General features: G+C 72.4%; 12 protein-coding genes and 1 pseudogene. All 13 read left to right on the top strand.

Annotated elements, in window-relative coordinates; all coding sequences use genetic code 11:
- Positions 1-12: 12 nt before the first annotated feature.
- The 13 genes and pseudogenes from QWJ13_RS20280 (at position 13) to QWJ13_RS20220 (ending at position 15,293) form a co-directional block, all read left to right on the top strand.
- On the top strand, positions 13-570 hold the full coding sequence (locus QWJ13_RS20280) for a flavoprotein (RefSeq protein WP_316526162.1): 558 nt from the start codon (positions 13-15) through the stop codon (positions 568-570).
- Entirely contained in the window at positions 563-997 is a 435-nt protein-coding gene (locus QWJ13_RS20275; RefSeq protein WP_316526161.1) for an NUDIX hydrolase, read from the top strand. The genes QWJ13_RS20280 and QWJ13_RS20275 overlap by 8 nt, the downstream gene beginning before the upstream one ends.
- Before the next feature lie 62 nt (positions 998-1,059).
- Complete coding sequence (locus QWJ13_RS20270; protein ID WP_316526160.1) at positions 1,060-1,584, top strand: LOG family protein; 525 nt, start codon at positions 1,060-1,062, stop codon at positions 1,582-1,584.
- Positions 1,585-1,597: 13 nt separating this feature from the next.
- Positions 1,598-2,287, top strand: coding sequence for an SDR family oxidoreductase (locus QWJ13_RS20265; protein ID WP_316526159.1), 690 nt, complete (start codon positions 1,598-1,600; stop codon positions 2,285-2,287).
- A gap of 75 nt (positions 2,288-2,362) precedes the next feature.
- Entirely contained in the window at positions 2,363-3,373 is a 1,011-nt protein-coding gene (locus QWJ13_RS20260; RefSeq protein WP_316526158.1) for a methionine synthase, read from the top strand.
- Between the two features lie 19 nt (positions 3,374-3,392).
- The gene (ligA, locus tag QWJ13_RS20255; RefSeq protein WP_316526157.1) at positions 3,393-5,681 is read left to right on the top strand and encodes an NAD-dependent DNA ligase LigA; all 2,289 of its coding nucleotides are present in this window, start codon (positions 3,393-3,395) and stop codon (positions 5,679-5,681) included.
- 385 nt (positions 5,682-6,066) lie between these two features.
- Positions 6,067-7,554: pseudogene (locus QWJ13_RS20250) on the top strand (putative bifunctional diguanylate cyclase/phosphodiesterase); the annotation flags it as partial.
- A gap of 420 nt (positions 7,555-7,974) precedes the next feature.
- Positions 7,975-8,271 (top strand): Asp-tRNA(Asn)/Glu-tRNA(Gln) amidotransferase subunit GatC, encoded by a 297-nt coding sequence (gene gatC, locus QWJ13_RS20245; protein ID WP_030057414.1) that lies wholly within the window; start codon positions 7,975-7,977, stop codon positions 8,269-8,271.
- A gap of 5 nt (positions 8,272-8,276) precedes the next feature.
- Positions 8,277-9,770, top strand: a complete 1,494-nt coding sequence (gene gatA / locus QWJ13_RS20240; protein ID WP_316526154.1) for an Asp-tRNA(Asn)/Glu-tRNA(Gln) amidotransferase subunit GatA — start codon at positions 8,277-8,279, stop codon at positions 9,768-9,770.
- Positions 9,767-10,027, top strand: coding sequence for a hypothetical protein (locus QWJ13_RS20235; RefSeq protein WP_316526153.1), 261 nt, complete (start codon positions 9,767-9,769; stop codon positions 10,025-10,027). The genes gatA and QWJ13_RS20235 overlap by 4 nt, the downstream gene beginning before the upstream one ends.
- An 85-nt stretch (positions 10,028-10,112) precedes the next feature.
- Entirely contained in the window at positions 10,113-11,624 is a 1,512-nt protein-coding gene (gene gatB / locus QWJ13_RS20230) for an Asp-tRNA(Asn)/Glu-tRNA(Gln) amidotransferase subunit GatB (RefSeq protein WP_316526151.1), read from the top strand.
- A 307-nt stretch (positions 11,625-11,931) separates the two neighbouring features.
- On the top strand, positions 11,932-12,090 hold the full coding sequence (locus QWJ13_RS20225) for a hypothetical protein (RefSeq protein ID WP_316526150.1): 159 nt from the start codon (positions 11,932-11,934) through the stop codon (positions 12,088-12,090).
- A 152-nt stretch (positions 12,091-12,242) separates the two neighbouring features.
- Positions 12,243-15,293, top strand: a complete 3,051-nt coding sequence (locus tag QWJ13_RS20220; RefSeq protein WP_316526149.1) for a helix-turn-helix transcriptional regulator — start codon at positions 12,243-12,245, stop codon at positions 15,291-15,293.
- The last annotated feature ends 510 nt before the right edge of the window (positions 15,294-15,803 follow it).

The following is a 15,803-nucleotide window of genomic DNA, read 5'->3' as shown; positions in this document are numbered from 1 at the left end:
GGGAGTTCAGACTTGACCTCGCACCGCGAGCCGTTCCTCTATGTCGTCGTCTGCGCCTCGGGAATCGCCGACGGAGTAGGCGAGTTGATCACCGCAGCCCATGCCGAAGGCTGGAAGGTCGGCGTGATCGCCACGCCCAATGCCCTCGGCTTCATAGACCAGGAAGCCATCGAGGCTCAGACCGGCTATCCGATCCGCTCGGCCTGGCGCACGCCGAAGATCCCGCAGCCGCTGCCCCCGGCCGATGCCATCGCGGTCGCGCCCGCCACGTTCAACACCGTCAACAAGTGGGCCGCCGGCATCTGCGACACGCTCGCGCTCGGCATACTCTGCGAGGCGTACGGGCTCGGCATCCCTGTAGCCGTCCAGCCCTACGTCAACTCCGCTCAGGCCGCCCACCCGGCCTACCCGGAGAGCCTGGCCCGCCTCCGCTCGATGGGCGTCCTGATCGGCGACTACGTGCCGCACAAGCCCAAGTCCGGTGGTGGCCGCGAGAACTACGACTGGACTCACGTCCTCGACCTGCTCCGTCCAGTGGCGGAAGAGAAGCGCGTTCCTGCCCATGAGTGACGGTGCGGGAACCCTCCACTCGGTGTCCGTCGCGGGGGTGGTGGTCCGTACGGACGGTCGGGTGTTGGCGATTCGTCGTGCCGACAACGGGACTTGGGAGCCGCCGGGCGGGGTGCTGGAGCTGATGGAATCCATCGAGAGTGGTGTGTGCCGGGAGGTCTACGAGGAGACCGGCATCAAAGCCGGGGTGGAGCGGCTGACCGGCGTCTACAAGAACGTGAACCGTGGAGTCGTCGCCCTGATCTTCCGCTGCCGACCGGAGGGCGGGTCCGAGCAACTCTCGGACGAGACGGCCGAAGTCGCCTGGCTCACCCCGACCGAGGTCGCTGACCGAATGGCCGAGGTCTACGCCGTCCGCGTGCTGGACGCGCTGCGAGACGACCCGGCACCGGCGATCCGCACCCACGACGGCCGGCACCTGCTGTGAGCAGGCCGCCGGGGTCATGGCGGTGAAGGGGCGCTGCCGGGCGTGATAGACCAGACGACATTATGAATATCTGTGTCTTCTGCTCCGCGTACTCGCTCGATGACCGCTACTCCGCCCCCGCCGCGGAGTTCGCCAGGCTTCTCGGGGAGGGTGGGCACACCCTGGTCTGGGGCGGCTCGAACGCGGGGCTGATGGGGCTGCTGGCCGATGAGGTGAAGGCGGCGGGCGGTCGGACCGTCGGGGTGATGGTCGAGATGCTGCGGCACAAGGCGTACGTCGGGGCGGACGAGCTGGTGTGGACCGCCGACCTTCCGGAGCGCAAGGCGGAGCTGGCCGCTCGGGCGGATGCGATCGTCGTGCTGGTCGGCGGGCTGGGCACCTTGGACGAGGTGACCGAGGTGCTGGAGCTCAAGAAGCACGGGCGGTTCGACAAGCCGGTGGTCGTGCTGGACACCGAGGGCTTCTACTCGGGGATGCGCACCCAGATGGAGCGGATGGACGCCGAGGGCTTCCTGCCCCGGCCCCTCGCCGAGCTGATCTCCTTCGCGGACACGCCCGCCGAGGTGTTTGCGCAGCTCAAGGCCTGAGAGGATCGGGGCCATGGCTGCACATCTGATCACCGGCGCCGGCTCCGGCATCGGCGCCGTCCTGACCGAGAAGCTCGCCGAGCGCGGGGACGAGCTCTGGCTGCTGGCCCGCGACGCCCGTCGGGCCGCCGAGCTGCGGGAGCGGTTCCCCGGGGCGAAGACCCTGGCGGGGGATCTCGCCGACCCGGGCAAGCTGTCCTGGGCCTTCGGGCACCAGCAGCTGCCCGTGAAGCTGGACTCGCTGCTGCACGTCGCGGGCGTGGTGGAGCTCGGCACGGTCGGGGACCTGACGCCCAAGGCCTGGCAGGAGACGCTCAACGTCAACCTGATCGCCCCGGCCGAGCTGACCCGGCTGCTGCTGCCGTCGCTGCGGCTGGCCAAGGGGCACGTGCTGTTCGTCAACTCCGGCGCCGGCCTGAACGCCCACGCCGAGTGGTCCGCGTACGCGGCCAGCAAGCACGGGCTGAAGGCGCTGGCCGACTCGCTGCGCCAGGAGGAGCGGCCCAACGGCGTCCGGGTCACCTCCGTCTACCCGGGCCGTACCGCCACCGCGATGCAGGTCAAGGTGCACCAGCAGGAGGGCAAGGAGTACGACGCCGACCGCTGGATCGAGCCCGAGTCCGTCGCCAAGGCGATCCTGGCCGCCCTGGACGCCTCCCGCGACGCGGAGATCACCGACATCACCGTCCGCCCCGGGCGGTAGACCGCGGCACCGACGGCCCCGGCACCGAGCCCCGCGCTCGGCGCCGGGGCCGTCCGGCTGAGTAGGCTCGGGCGGGTGAGCACCCCACATCCTTTCCCCGACCTGCGCGGCGCCGCCACCGGCGTCGGCTCGCTGCCCGGCACCGACGCCCGGGAGGCCGCCAAGACCGCGACCGGTGCGCTGGAGCACCTGCCGTTCCTGCCCGAGCTGCCCGCGCGCGGGCCGGGCGCCGACATGATCGGGCGCGGCGCCGGCCTGCTGGTCGAGCTGTTCGCGCAGACCGAGCCGAGCGGCTGGCGGTTCACCGACCGCCCCGGCCGGGACACCCGGCGCGCCCACTCCTGGCTCGGCGAGGACCTGGACGCGCTGGAGGAGTTCACCCAGGGCTACCAGGGCGCGCTCAAGGTCCAGGCCGTCGGGCCGTGGACGCTGGCGGCGAACATCGAGCTCAAGTACGGCGAGAAGGCGCTCTCCGACCAGGGGGCCTGCCGGGACATCGCCGGCTCGCTCACCGAGGGCCTGCGCCGCCACCTCGCGGACGTCCGCAAGCGGGTGCCCGGCGCCGACGTCGTGCTCCAGCTGGACGAGCCCTCGCTGCCCGCCGTGCTGGCCGGCTCGGTGAAGACCGCCAGCGGCTTCCAGCGGCTGCGCGCGGTCGACCGGCAGGTCGCCGAGGAGGTGCTGCGGGAGACCATCCGGGGGCTGGACGCGCCGGTGGTGGTGCACAGCTGCGCGCCGGAGGTCCCGATCCCGCTGCTGCGCCGGGCCGGTGTCGCCGGGATCTCGCTCGACTTCTCGCTCCTCACCGAGCGCCAGGACGACGACCTGGGCGAGGCCGTGGAGGACGGCACGATGATCCTGGCTGGTGTCGTCCCCGCCACTGACCAGGCGGTGTCCGACCCTGCCGGTAGTGTCCAGGGTGTCAGGACCTTGTGGCGCAGGCTCGGGTTCGCTCCGGAGCTGCTGGGCCGCCGCTTGCTGGTGACGCCTACCTGCGGGCTGTCCGGGGCGTCCCCGGCGTACGCGCGCAAGGCGTTGTCCCAGAGCGTCCGGGCGGCACAGAGCCTGGTGGACAACCCGGAATGAGAACGTAGGAGGGCTTGCGGTGACGGCTGTCGAGGGCTGGGAGGACGTCCCGGCGGAGGTGCGCAGGCGGCACGTGGAGCTGGCGCAGGAGATCAGCGACCACCGCGCCCGGTACTACGAGCAGGACGCTCCCGTCATCAGCGACGCCGAGTTCGACGCGCTGATGCGGGAGCTGGAGGCGATCGAGGCCGAGCACCCGGCCCTGGTCACCCCGGACTCGCCGAGCCAGAAGGTCGGCGGGGCCGCCGTCGGGCTGTTCGCCGAGGTCGAGCACCGCGAGCGGCTGCTCAGCCTGGACAACGCGATGGACGACGAGGAGCTGGCCGCCTGGGCCGAGCGGGTCGCCACCGAGCTGCACGGCATCGACTACCACTACCTGTGCGAGCTCAAGGTGGACGGCCTGGCCGTCAACCTCACCTACGAGAACGGCCAGTTGACGCAGGCGGCGACGCGCGGCGACGGCCGGGTCGGCGAGGACATCACCGCCAACGTCCGCACCATCAAGGAGATCCCGCACCGGCTCAAGGGCGAGAACATCCCCGCGCTGGTGGAGATCCGCGGCGAGGTCTACTTCCCGACGGAGGAGTTCGACGCCCTCAACGCCTCCTTCGCGGAGGAGAACGAGCGCCGCCGGCAGGAGAACGAGGAGCGCGCCAAGGAGGGCAAGCGGCCGCGGGCGATGATCCGGCTGTTCATGAACCCCCGCAACGCCGCCGCCGGTTCGCTGCGCCAGAAGGACCCGCACGTCACCGCCTCCCGTCCGCTGCACATGGTGGTGCACGGGATCGGTGCCCGGGTCGGCTTCGACATCCACAACCAGTCGCAGGCCTACCAGCTGCTGCACGACTGGGGTCTGCCCACCGCCCGGCACAACAAGGTGGTGGGGACGCTCGCCGAGGTGCGGGCGTTCATCAAGCACTTCGGCGAGCAGCGGCACTCGGTCGAGCACGAGATCGACGGCGTCGTGGTGAAGGTCGACGAGATCGCCCTCCAGGGCCGGCTCGGCGCCACCTCCAAGTCCCCGCGCTGGGCGATCGCCTGGAAGTATCCGCCGGAGGAGGTCACCGGCAAGCTCGCCGAGATCCGGGTCGGCGTCGGCCGCACCGGCCGGGCCACGCCGTTCGCGGTGCTGGCCGAGCCGGTGAAGGTGGCCGGTTCGATGGTGCAGTACGCGACGCTCCACAACCAGGAGATCGTCAAGGCCAAGGACGTGCTGCTGGGCGACACCGTGGTGCTGCGCAAGGCCGGCGACGTCATCCCGGAGATCCTCGGCCCGGTCTACGACCTGCGGGACGGCACCGAGCAGGCCTTCGTGATGCCCTCGCACTGCCCGGAGTGCGGTACGGAGCTGCGCCCGATGTCCGAGGGGGACATCGACCTGCGCTGCCCCAACGCCCAGCACTGCCCGGCGCAGATCCGGGAGCGGATCGCCTTCCTCGGCGGGCGCTCCTGCCTGGACGTCGAGGGGCTCGGCTACGTCGCGGCCACGGCGCTGACCCAGCCGCTGGAGCCGGCCGAGGCCCCGGTGGGGAACGAGGCGGACATCTTCCGGCTGACGGAGGAGAAGCTGCTGCCGATCAAGGTGCTGGTCCGGGACCCGAAGACGGGCATGCCCAAGCTGGACGACCGGACGGGCAAGGAGAAGGAGGTCTTCTTCTTCGCCACCACCAAGGGCGAGCCGAAGAAGTCGCTCCGGCTGCTGCTCGACAACCTCGCGGCGGCGAAGGAGCGGCCGCTGTGGCGGTTCGTCAACGGGCTGTCGATCCGGCACGTCGGCCCGGTGGCCGCGCAGGCGCTGGCCAGGGAGTTCCGCGACCTGGAGAAGATCTTCGAGGCGAGCGAGGAGCAGCTGGCGGCCGTCGAGGGGGTCGGTCCGACCATCGCCCGCTCGATCCAGGAGTGGTACGCCGAGGAGTGGCACCAGAAGATCCTGGAGAACTGGAAGGCGGACGGCGTCCGCTTCACCGAGGAGTTCGCGGACGAGGACGAGGCGGACCGCCCGCTGGAGGGCCTGACGGTCGTGGTGACGGGCACCCTGGCCGGGCACACCCGGGACGGCGCCAAGGAGACGCTGACCTCGCGCGGAGCGAAGGTGACCGGTTCGGTTTCGAAGAAGACCGACTTTGTGGTCGCCGGTGACAACCCCGGGTCCAAGTACGACAAGGCTGTTCAGCTCGGCCTGCCGGTCCTGGACGACGCCGGGTTCGCCGTGCTGCTCGCCGACGGTCCGGCCGCCGCCCGTGCCCACCTGGGACTTCCGGAGCCCGAGGTGGCCGAGGAGGCGAAGGAGGAGCCCGCCGAGGGCTGACTCCGGGCCGACCCGAGCGGCCGTCGGCCCGATCGTTGTTGTTATCGTCCTGATGCAACGTCATCGGGTGCCGGGCGGTGAAAGCGGGCATTGTGTCACTGTGTGACACCCGTACGAGGTGGCGCGTTTCCGGTTGTCCGAAAGTCTGCCCACCGGGTGGACCCCGGCTTACCCTGGAGCGCAACAGAGTGTCAGCAGGGGTGGGGGCACCGGCTGGGCCGGTGCTCCTCGGGGTCGCTCCATGCCCGGCAGCTGTCGGTACCTGCACGGTGCCTCACCGTAAGGCGGCCTGACGGGGCGGGCCCGACGGAGGACAGGGCTTATGGATCGTACGACCGGCGGTGCGCCCACACGCCCGCCGCAGGGGGTGGCGGGTGCGGTCCTGCTGCTCGGCGTGCTGCTGGCCGGAGCCGCGCCGCTCATCCCGCTGGCCGTCCTGGTCTACCGGTACGAACCCGAGTTGCTGCCGCTGTTCGCCGTGCCCCTGGCGGTGCTGGTGGCGGCCTGGCGGATCGCCCGGGACCGCGCCCGCGACCAGCTGACCGACCCGCTGACGGATCTGCCCAACCGTCAGGCCCTGCTGCTGGCCGCCCAGGAGGCGATCGCGGAGTGCGAACAGGGCTACAGCGTCGGTCTCATCCTGCTCGACCTCGATCGCTTCCGATCTCTCAACGACACACTCGGTCATACGGCCGGGGACCGGCTGCTGGTTCACATCGCCCGCCGGCTGCACCGGGCCCTGCGCTCCGGCGGCCCGGCCGGCAGCGCCACCCGTGAGTCCATCGACGACGTCTTCGCCGGCCTGCCCCGGCACTACCGCCGCGGCCGCCCGATGGTGGCCCGGATGGGCGGCGACGAGTTCGCCGTCCTGCTGCCCGGCATCAACTGCCCGGACAGCCTGGAACGGGTCGCCAAGGCACTGATCGCCGAACTCGCCGCCCCGATCCGACTGGACGGGCTGCTGCTCGTCCTGGAGGCCTGCGGCGGCGTCTGCGTCTACCCGCAGCACGCCCAGGACGCCGAGTCGCTGCTGCGCCGCGCCGACGTCGCGATGGGCCACGCCCAGCGCGGATGCAGCGGCGTCGCCCAGTACGACGAGACCCAGGACGCCGACACCCCGTACCGGATCGGGCTGCTGGGGGACCTGCGCCGGGCGCTGGAGACCGGCGAGGTGCAGCTGCACTACCAGCCCAAGGTGGCCTTCGACGGCCGGGTGGTCGGCCTGGAGGCGCTGCTGCGCTGGGAGCGGCCCGGCCAGGGGAAGGTCTCGCCGGACGAGTTCGTCGGGCTCGCCGAGTCCAGCGGCCTGATGCCCCGACTCACCGACTACGTGCTGGAGGCGGCCGTCGGCCAGCTCGCGTACTGGCGCGACCAGGGCCTGCAGGTGCAGGTCGCGGTCAACGTCTCGCCGCGCGACGTGCTCAACCCCGGCTTCGCCCAGCGGGTGGCCGGCCACCTCGTGCGCCACCAGGTGCCGGCCCACGCGCTCCAGCTGGAGATCACCGAGCGGCTGCTGCTGGACGACTCCCGCCGGGCCGCCGACACCCTGGCCGAGCTGCGCGGCTACGGCGTCGGGATGTCCCTGGACGACTTCGGCACCGGGCACTCCTCGCTGGTGCGGCTGCGCAGCCTGCCGGTCGGCGAGCTGAAGATCGACCGCTCCTTCGTCTCCCGGATGGTCGCCGACGACCACGACGCGGCGGTGGTCCGCTGCTCGGTGGAGCTCGCCCACTCGCTGGGCCTGACCGTGGTCGCCGAGGGCGTCGAGGACGACGAGACCTGGGAGCGGCTGCACTGCATGGGCGTGGACGCCGTCCAGGGCTGGCTGGTGTCGGCCGCGCTGCCGGCCGAGCAGGCCACCGCCTGGCTGCGGGTGCACCGCACCGGCGCCCCGCCGGTGGAGCGCCTCGGCGTGCCGCCCCAGCTGCACGCCGGCTTCCAGCCGACCCAGAGCTGCGCCCGGCCGCCGGGGCTGCAGCCGACGCTCCCGCCCGTCCGGCCGCCGGTCATCCCGCCGACCCGGCCGCCGGTGGCCCAGGCGGTGTCGACCGGGCACCTGGAGGCCAAGGCCCCCGGCCCGCAGGGCTGGGCCCGCAGCGGCCCGCAGTAGCCTCCGGCGGCCTCCGCCGGGCCGCCTCGGCTCAGGTGTTGGCCGGTGCGCGGGCCGGGCCCCATAGGATGGGGTCCAAAGACCACGAGGACGGAGCGCCGAACCCGGCTGCTCCTGCCCGGGCCCGGCACCGCCCGCAAGGCAGCGCCGGGTCTCACCAGAACTCACCCTGAGGATCGCTGCATGCCTGGCATCACGCGCGAGGAGGTCGCCCACCTCGCCCGGCTGTCGCGTCTTGAGCTGAAGCCCGAAGAGCTGGACCACTTCGCCGAGCAGCTCGACGTGATCATCGGCGCGGTCGCCCGCGTTTCCGAGGTCGCCGGACAGGACGTCCCGCCGACCTCCCACCCGCTGCCGCTGACCAACGTCATGCGTGCGGACGAGGTGCGGCCGTCGCTCACCCCGGAGCAGGCGCTGTCCGGCGCCCCCGCCGCCGAGGAGCAGCGTTTCCGTGTGCCGCAGATCCTCGGGGAGGACTGACCGAGATGACCGAGCTGATCCGTTTCACCGCTGCTGAGACCGCGGGCGCCATCGCCAAGGGCGAGGTGTCCGCCGTCGAGGTCGCGCAGGCCCACCTGGACCGCATCGACGCCGTCGACAAGAAGGTCAACGCCTTCCTGCACGTCGACACCGAGGGCGCGCTGGCCGCGGCCAAGTCCGTCGACGAGAAGCGCGCCAAGGGCGAGGAGCTGGGCCCGCTGGCCGGCGTCCCGCTCGCGCTCAAGGACGTCTTCACCACCAAGGGCATCCCGACCACCTGTGGTTCGAAGATGCTCGAAGGCTGGATCCCGCCGTACGACGCCACGCTGACCAGCCGTCTCAAGGACGCGGGCGTCGTCATCCTCGGCAAGACCAACATGGACGAGTTCGCGATGGGCTCCTCCACCGAGAACTCCGCGTACGGCGCCACCGGCAACCCGTGGGACCTCTCCCGGATCCCCGGCGGCTCCGGCGGCGGTTCGGCCGCCGCGCTGGCCGCCTTCGAGGCCCCGCTGGCGATCGGCACCGACACCGGCGGCTCGATCCGCCAGCCCGGCGCCGTCACCGGCACCGTCGGCGTCAAGCCGACCTACGGCTCGGTGTCCCGCTACGGCCTGGTGGCGTTCTCCTCCTCGCTCGACCAGGGCGGCCCGTGCGCCCGCACCGTGCTGGACGCGGCGCTGCTGCACGAGGCCATCGCCGGGCACGACCCGCTGGACTCCACCTCGATCGACGCGCCCGTCCCGGCCGTGGTCGAGGCCGCCAAGATGCGCGACATCCGCGGCATGCGGATCGGCGTCGTCAAGGAGTTCGCCGGCGAGGGCTACCAGGCCGGCGTGATGCAGCGCTTCAACGAGTCGGTGGAGCTGCTGCGCGAGCTGGGCGCCGAGGTCGTCGAGGTCTCCTGCCCGTCCTTCACCCTGGCGCTGCCGGCGTACTACCTGATCGCGCCCAGCGAGTGCTCCTCCAACCTGGCCCGCTTCGACGCGATGCGTTACGGCCTGCGGGTCGGCGACGACGGCAGCCGCTCGGCCGAGGAGGTCACCGCCCTGACCCGCGAGGCCGGCTTCGGCCCCGAGGTCAAGCGCCGCATCATCCTGGGCACCTACGCGCTGTCCTCGGGCTACTACGACGCCTACTACGGCTCGGCCCAGAAGGTCCGCACGCTCATCTCGCGCGACTTCGACGCCGCCTTCGCGGGCGTGGACGTCCTGGTCTCGCCGACCACGCCGACCACCGCCTTCCCGATCGGCGAGCGTGCCGACGACCCGATGGCGATGTACCTGGCCGACCTGTGCACGATTCCGTCGAACCTGGCGGGCAACGCGGCCATGTCGCTGCCGGTCGGCCTGGCCCCGGAGGACAATCTCCCGGTCGGCCTCCAGATCATCGCACCCGCGATGGCGGACGACCGCCTGTACCGCGTGGGCGGCGCCGTCGAGGCCGCACTCAACGACAAGTGGGGGCACACCCTGCTGGAGGAGGCACCGGCACTGTGAGCAAGATCGAGAAGGCCAAGGCCCAGTCCGCTTCGCTCAAGGGCTTCAAGCACAGCAAGCCCGGCCTGTGGCTGTCCATCGGCACCAGCGCGTTCGGCGCGGTCTCCATCGCCAAGGAGGTCCGCAAGGCCCGCGAGGAGAGCGACACCCTCAAGCTGGTCAACGCCCTGATCGGCGCGGCCGCGCTGGTCACCGGCACCGCCCTGCTGGTGCGCGAGCTGCGCCAGCTGGGCTCCGACGACGTGCTGCTGGGCTGAGCTGAGCTGAGCTCCCAGGCCCGGCCGCCCTCGACGAGTGGCGGCCGGGCCCGTACCTCCCAAGTCTTTTGAACGAAGGGACGCTGTGAGCGTCATGAACCTGGTCTCCTACGAGGACGCTCTCGCGTCGTACGACCCGGTGATGGGCCTTGAGGTCCACGTCGAGCTGGGCACCAAGACCAAGATGTTCTGCGGTTGCTCGACCGAGCTGGGTGCCGAGCCCAACAGCCAGACCTGCCCGACCTGCCTGGGCCTGCCGGGTTCGCTGCCGGTGGTCAACGCGATCGGCGTGGAGTCGGCGGTCAAGATCGGCCTGGCGCTGAACTGCGAGATCGCCGAGTGGTGCCGGTTCGCGCGGAAGAACTACTTCTACCCGGACATGCCCAAGAACTTCCAGACCTCGCAGTACGACGAGCCGATCGCCTTCAACGGCTACCTCGACGTGCAGCTGGAGGACGGCTCGACCTTCCGCGTGGAGATCGAGCGCGCCCACATGGAGGAGGACACCGGCAAGTCCAGCCACGTCGGCGGGGCCACCGGCCGCATCCACGGCGCCACCCACTCGCTGCTCGACTACAACCGGGCCGGCATCCCGCTGATCGAGATCGTCACCAAGCCGATCGAGGGCGCCGGCGAGCGGGCCCCCGAGGTCGCCAAGGCGTACGTCGCCGAGCTGCGCGAGGTGATCCGCTCGCTGGGCGTCTCCGAGGCCCGGATGGACAAGGGCCAGATGCGCTGCGACGTCAACCTGTCGCTGCGCCCGAACGGCACCGAGAAGTTCGGCACCCGCTCGGAGACCAAGAACGTCAACTCCCTGCGCAGCGTGGAGCGGGCCGCCCGGTTCGAGATCCAGCGGCACGCCACCGTGCTGACCGACGGCGGCACCATCGTCCAGGAGACCCGCCACTTCCACGAGGACAACGGCACCACCACCTCGGGCCGGATCAAGGACAACGCCGAGGACTACCGCTACTTCCCCGAGCCGGACCTGGTGCCGGTGGCCCCCGCCCGCGCGTGGGTCGAGGAGCTGCGGGCCGCCCTGCCGGAGCTGCCGCGGGTGCGCCGCGCCCGGCTCCAGGCCGAGTGGGGCCTGTCCGACAAGGACATGCAGTCGGTGCTCAACGCCGGTGCCGTCGCCCCGATCCAGGAGACCATCGCGGCCGGTGCCCCGGCCGACCAGGCCCGCAAGTGGTGGATGGGCGAGCTGGCCCGCCGCGCCAACGAGACCGGCACCGAGCTGAGCGAGCAGCCGATCACCCCGGCGCAGGTCGCCCGGGTCACCGCGCTGGTCGCCGAGGGCAAGCTGAACGACAAGCTGGCCCGCCAGGTCATCGAGGGCGTGCTGGCCGGCGAGGGCGAGCCGGACGAGATCGTCGAGAAGCGCGGCCTGGCCGTGGTCTCGGACGACTCCGCGCTGGGCGCCGCCGTCGACCAGGCCATCGCCGAGAACGAGGCGATCGCCGCCAAGATCCGCGACGGCAAGGTCCAGGCCGTGGGCGCGCTGGTCGGCGCGGTCATGAAGGCCACCCGCGGTCAGGCGGACGCCGCCCGCGTGAAGGACCTGATCCTGGAGCGGCTTGCCGTGGAAGGGCAGTGAGCACAGCCTGGAGCGGCTTGCCGTGGAAGGGCAGTGAGCACAGCCTGGAGCGGCTGGGCGCTGCCTAAGCTACTGAGCCTGTCTTCCTAAGGCATCTAAGGCATCTAAGGCCCTCTAAGTAAGGCCTAAGGCCCGATCTCACCTCTGTAATGGGGTGAGGTCGGGCCTTAAACCTTTCCTGGGGCCCGATCTAAGGCATCTCGGCCCCGGAAGATGCGGCAGGCTCCCGATGCGGCACCCCCCACTGGGAGAGGAGGCTCTTACTCGTCAGGGAGACAAGGCAGTGAGACCCACAGGGGGAACCGAAGTGATCGAGTACCAGACCTTCCAGCAACAGGCCCACGAGCTCGCGGCCCGCGCCGAACACGAGCGCCTGGTGCGCGCCGCGAAGGAGGCCCGCCGACTGCGGCAGCGTCCGGTCGCCGCCCGCTTCCAGCGGCGCCCCGCGCGTCAGACCGAATGCTGACGGTTCGGCACCAGGACGGTGCCGACGGAGCCACGGAGGGGGAGACGCCGCGAACGGGCGTCTCCCCCTCCGGGCATTCGGGCCCTTCGACCCGTTCGCCAGGGGAGATAACCCCTCGGCCGGGCCCCACCGGCTATGGCATGCTCGCCTCCATGCAGCAGATATCGGTCAGCCCCGTCTTCGTCGGCCGTGGCAGCGAGATCACCGAGCTGACCGACGCGCTGCGCCGTGCGGGCACCGGCAGCCCGCAGGCCGTCCTGATCGGCGGCGAGGCGGGGGTCGGCAAGACCCGGCTGCTGGAGGAGTTCCTGGAGCGGGCCGCCGCCCAGGGGGCGGTCACCGCGCTCGGCAGCTGTCTGGAGGTCGGCGCCGAGGGCCTGCCGTACGCGCCGCTGGCCGCCGCGCTGCGCCGACTGCACCGCTCGCTGGGCGCCGAACTGGAGGCCGCCGCGGCCGGCAGCGAGAGTCACCTCGCCCAGCTGATATCCGAGTTCGGCGAGGAGGACGGCGAACCCAACGACGAGTACGGCCGGGCCCGGCTGTTCGAGCACACCGCGAGGCTGTTCGAGCGGCTCGGCGCGGAACGTACCCTCGTCCTCGCCGTCGAGGACCTCCACTGGTCCGACCGCTCCACCCGCGAACTGCTCGCCTTCCTGGTGCGCACCCTGCACCGCTCCCGGGTGCTGCTGGTCGCCACCTACCGCACCGACGACCTGCACCGCCGGCACCCGCTGCGCCCCTTCCTGGCCGAGCTCGAACGGCTGCGCACCGTCCAGCGGCTGGAGCTGGCCCGGTTCGACCGCCGCGAGGTGGCCGCCCAGCTGGCCGGCATCCTCGGCACCGCCGCCCCCGACCGCCAGCTGGTGGACCGCATCCACCGCCGCTCGGAGGGGAACCCGTTCTTCGTCGAGGAGTTGGCCACCTCCTTCCAGGACGGCTGCGGCGCCGGGCTGACCGACTCGCTGCGGGACATCCTGCTGGTCCGGGTCGAGGGCCTGGACGAGGAGGCCCAGCGGGTGGTGCGGATCGCCGCCGAGGGTGGCTCGCACGTCGAACACGCCCTGCTGGCCGCCGTCCTGGCCGACGACGAGGAGGCGCTGATCGAGGCGCTGCGCGCGGCCGTCGGCGCCAACATCCTGCGCCCGGACAGCGAGGGGGAGGGCTACCGGTTCCGGCACGCGCTGGTCCGCGAGGCCGTCTCGGACGACCTGCTGCCCGGCGAACGGCACCGGATCAACCGCAAGTTCGCGCTCGCCGTGGAGGCCCGGCCGCAGCTGGTCCCGGCCGACGCGCTGGCCGCCCGGCTGGCCAACTACTGGTACCACGCGCACGATCCGGCCCGCGCCCTGCCGACCGCCCTGGACGCCGCCCGCGCGGCCCGTCGCCGCAACGCCTTCGCCGAGCAACTCGGCATGCTGGAGCGGGCCCTGGAGCTGTGGGACCAGGTCTCCGAGGAGGTGCTGGCGCACACCCTGCGCCCGTACGACTGGGCCGAGACCTACCCGCCCGGCTCCTGCGACGAGCAGGGCGGCCCCGGCGAGGACAGCGGCCGGATCCAGCTGGTCGACGTGCTGGCCGAGGCGGTGGTCGCGGCCCGGCGCTGCGGCGACCGCGAGCGCGGCCTGAGCCTGGCCAAGCGCGGCATCCGGCTGGTCGACGAGGCCGAACACCCGGTGCGCGCGGCCTGGTTCCGGATCAACCGGGCCCGGATGCTGGGCAACCTGCGCCGCTCCGGGGACGACGAGGAGATCGCCCACGCGCACCGGCTGGTGGAGCACCTGCCGCCGTCCGCCGTGCAGGCCGAGGTGTTCGCGCTCAGCGCCAACTCCGCGATGCTCAAGAACCCCGGCCCCGAGCACATCGAGCTGGCCGAGCGGGCGATCCGGATCGCCCAGGAGGTCGGCGCGGCCTCGGTCGAGGTGCACGCCCGGATGACCCTCGGCAGCCTGCGCTACGACGTGCAGGCCGACGCCGAGGGCGGGCTGGCCGAACTCACCGGCGCGGTCGAGCGGGCCCGCCTGCTCGGCGTGCCCGACCTGCTGCTGCGTGGCATCAACAACCTGGCCAGCATGCAGCGCGGGCTGGGCCGGGCCGAGGAGGCCGTCCGACTGAGCCGGGAGGGACTGGACTTCGCGGACGGCAAGGGCCTGCTGCGCAACATCGGCACCATCCTCACCGGCAACCTGGCCGAGTCGCTGACCGACCTCGGGCGGGTGGGGGAGGCCGCCGAGGTGCTCGCCGCCTGCGAGCTGACCAGCCCGGGTGGCACCCACGCCGAGTTCCTGGACCGGATGCGCGGCGAACTCGCCCTGCTCCAGGGGGACTTGCACGCCGCGAGCACCATGCTGGCGCAGGCTCGGGCGGCCAACCGGATCGGCCAGGTGCAGTACAGCGTGCCGATCAGCCGGCTGGCGGTACGGACCGCCGCGTACGCCGGGCGGCCGCTGGACGCCCGGGCCGAACTGCTCGCCGTCCTCGCCGACGAGGGGCGGACCGGCTCCGAGTCCGACGTCTACCCGCTGCTGGCCGAGGCCGCCGGGGTGGAGGCGGACAGCCGGGGCCTGCCGCAGGCCGAGGCGGGCCGGCCGCAGGCGCTGGCCGCGATCGCCGAGGCGGCCGCCGGGCTGCGACCGCGGGCGCCGCTCCAGCACGGCTGGGCCCGACTGCTGGAGGCCGAACTGGCCCGCGCCGAGGCCGCCGACACCCCCGAGCAGTGGGCCGCCGCGGTCGAGGCGTTGCGGCCGACCGGTCTGCCGTACCCGTTGGCGCTCGCCCTGCTGCGGGCCGGCGAGGCCGAGGTGCAGGCCGGGCGGCGCGAGGCCGGTGCCGAACTGCTGCGCGAGGCGGCCGAACTGGCGGCCGTCCGGCAGGACCGGCCGCTCGGCGGGCAGATCGCCGCGCTGGCCGAGCGGGCCGGGCTGAGCCTCGCCCCGGCCGGCAAGGCGGCCGCCGCGACGGCGCCCGCCCCGACCGCCGGGGAGTCGTTCAACCTCACCCCCCGTGAGCGGGACGTGCTCCGGCTGCTCGCCCGCGGCTGGACCAACCGGCAGATCGCCGAGGAACTGTACATCTCTCCGAAGACCGCGAGCGTGCACGTTTCCAACATCCTCGGCAAGCTCGCGGTCGGCGGCCGGGGCGAGGCGGCCGCGCTGGCCCACCGGCTGCGGCTGTTCCCGGACGACCTGGCCCCCTCGGGCCGCTGAGCGCCGCCGGAGCCCGCCGAAACGCCGCCGGACGCCGCTGAATCGGCGCCGAACGGCGCCCCACCTGCGCTCCATCGACCCGGACCGGCCCGACCGGTCCGGGTCGATCGTTCGTCCACCCTGCGACCGGTGTTCGGGCGCCGCCGCGTGCTCCCGTGCGCGCCGCGTGAGCCCCCACCCGCGCGCCGCCGCCAATCGGGCCGATCCATAGGAATCGTGGGCATTTCCCCACCCTTTCGCCATTACTCTAAGTTGAGTGTGCGTGTCATTGAGTGACGGAATTGGTGTAGGGTCCCTTTTGGGAGCATCGGTACGGTGTGGCGGTCGGCTGGCCGCCCACCTCCTGGGCCGCCGTCCTGACGGGGCGCCAGGTCACCGCGTACGTCCGAGAGGTGCGCGACCGGTGGCCCGTGGCCGGGGCGCGAGGCCCCGGGCCGGAGGGGGAGAGGCCGAGTGAGCTCCACCGAAACGGTGCTGCCCGGAACCGGACGCCCGGGGGCGCCGCACACC

Source organism: Kitasatospora brasiliensis (genome assembly GCF_032654805.1).
GTDB classification, from domain to species: domain Bacteria; phylum Actinomycetota; class Actinomycetes; order Streptomycetales; family Streptomycetaceae; genus Kitasatospora; species Kitasatospora brasiliensis.
The sequence above is the reverse complement of the archived record's forward strand: the minus strand, read 5'-3'. Positions and strand labels throughout refer to the sequence as shown.